The organism is Microbulbifer regidiadema (SeqCode), assembly GCF_052467605.1.
Genome location: NZ_CP174316.1, coordinates 3,040,001 through 3,042,500, shown reverse-complemented (window position 1 = coordinate 3,042,500; position 2,500 = coordinate 3,040,001). Strand labels below are relative to the sequence as shown.

At 52.3% G+C, this 2,500-nt stretch carries 1 rRNA gene (only partly in view); it reads left to right on the top strand.

The features are described from left to right. Window positions 1–2,500, top strand: a 23S ribosomal RNA gene (locus ACJJIF_RS13920) (it extends past both window edges: 358 nt to the left, 38 nt to the right).

Below are 2,500 nucleotides of genomic sequence, written 5' to 3'. Positions count from 1 at the left end.
AGTAGGTCGGGACACGTGTTATCTTGACTGAATATGGGGGGACCATCCTCCAAGGCTAAATACTCCCAGCTGACCGATAGTGAACCAGTACCGTGAGGGAAAGGCGAAAAGAACCCCGGAGAGGGGAGTGAAATAGAACCTGAAACCGTATACGTACAAGCAGTAGGAGCCCTTCGGGGTGACTGCGTACCTTTTGTATAATGGGTCAGCGACTTATTGTCTGTAGCAAGGTTAACCGCTTAGGGGAGCCGTAGAGAAATCGAGTCTTAATAGGGCGTTTAGTTGCAGGCAATAGACCCGAAACCCGGCGATCTATCCATGGGCAGGTTGAAGGTTGAGTAACATCAACTGGAGGACCGAACCCACTAATGTTGAAAAATTAGGGGATGACCTGTGGATCGGAGTGAAAGGCTAATCAAGCCGGGAGATAGCTGGTTCTCCTCGAAAGCTATTTAGGTAGCGCCTCGCGTCTCACCCTCGGGGGTAGAGCACTGTTTGGGCTAGGGGGTCATCCCGACTTACCAACCCCATGCAAACTCCGAATACCGAGGAGTGCAATCGCGGGAGACACACGGCGGGTGCTAACGTCCGTCGTGGAAAGGGAAACAACCCAGACCGCCAGCTAAGGTCCCAAATATCAGTTAAGTGGGAAACGATGTGGGAAGGCCCAGACAGCTAGGAGGTTGGCTTAGAAGCAGCCATCCTTTAAAGAAAGCGTAATAGCTCACTAGTCGAGTCGGCCTGCGCGGAAGATATACCGGGGCTCAAACTGATAACCGAAGCTGCGGATGCTAATTTATTAGCATGGTAGAGGAGCGTTGTGTAAGCCGTTGAAGGTGGATCGGGAGGTCTGCTGGAGGTATCACAAGTGCGAATGCTGACATGAGTAACGATAAGGGAGGTGAAAAACCTCCCCGCCGGAAGACCAAGGGTTCCTGTCCAACGCTAATCGGGACAGGGTTAGTCGACCCCTAAGGCGAGGGCGAAAGCCGTAGTCGATGGGAAACAGGTTAATATTCCTGTACTCGCTATTACTGCGACGGAGTGACGGAGAAGGCTAGGCCGGCATGGCGATTGGTTGTCCATGTTTAAGGTTGTAGGCTTATGACTTAGGCAAATCCGGGTCATACTCTTTAATGAGAAGGCTGAGAGCTGATGACGAAGCCCACTTAGTGGGTGAAGTGGTTGATGCCCTGCTTCCAGGAAAAACTTCTAAGCTTCAGGTAATAGTGAATCGTACTCTAAACCGACACAGGTGGTCAGGTAGAGAATACCAAGGCGCTTGAGAGAACTCTGGTGAAGGAACTAGGCAAAATGGTACCGTAACTTCGGGAGAAGGTACGCCGGTTTTGGTGATGGGACTTGCTCCCTAAGCTGAGGCCGGTCGAAGTGACCAGGTGGCTGCGACTGTTTATTAAAAACATAGCACTGTGCAAACTCGTAAGAGGACGTATACGGTGTGACGCCTGCCCGGTGCCGGAAGGTTAATTGATGGGGTTAGCTTCGGCGAAGCTCTTGATCGAAGCCCCGGTAAACGGCGGCCGTAACTATAACGGTCCTAAGGTAGCGAAATTCCTTGTCGGGTAAGTTCCGACCTGCACGAATGGCGTAACGATGGCCACGCTGTCTCCACCAGAGACTCAGTGAAATTGAAATCGCTGTTAAGATGCAGTGTACCCGCGGCTAGACGGAAAGACCCCGTGAACCTTTACTACAGCTTTGCACTGAACTTTGAGCCTACTTGTGTAGGATAGGTGGGAGGCTTTGAAGCAGTAACGCTAGTTACTGTGGAGCCGTCCTTGAAATACCACCCTGGTATGTTTGAGGTTCTAACTCTGGTCCGTTATCCGGATCGAGGACAGTGTATGGTGGGTAGTTTGACTGGGGCGGTCTCCTCCCAAAGAGTAACGGAGGAGTACGAAGGTGCACTCAGCATGGTCGGAAATCATGCAATGAGCATAATGGTATAAGTGCGCTTGACTGCGAGACAGACATGTCGAGCAGGTACGAAAGTAGGTCATAGTGATCCGGTGGTTCTGTATGGAAGGGCCATCGCTCAACGGATAAAAGGTACTCCGGGGATAACAGGCTGATACCGCCCAAGAGTTCACATCGACGGCGGTGTTTGGCACCTCGATGTCGGCTCATCACATCCTGGGGCTGAAGCCGGTCCCAAGGGTATGGCTGTTCGCCATTTAAAGTGGTACGCGAGCTGGGTTTAGAACGTCGTGAGACAGTTCGGTCCCTATCTGCCGTGGGCGTTGGAGATTTGAGAAGAGTTGCTCCTAGTACGAGAGGACCGGAGTGAACGAACCTCTGGTGTTCCGGTTGTCACGCCAGTGGCATTGCCGGGTAGCTATGTTCGGACGGGATAACCGCTGAAAGCATCTAAGCGGGAAGCCTCCTTCAAGATAAGATCTCCCTGAGGCCTTGAGCCTCCTGAAGGGCCGTGGAAGACTACCACGTTGATAGGCTGGGTGTGGAAGCGTTGTGAGGCGTT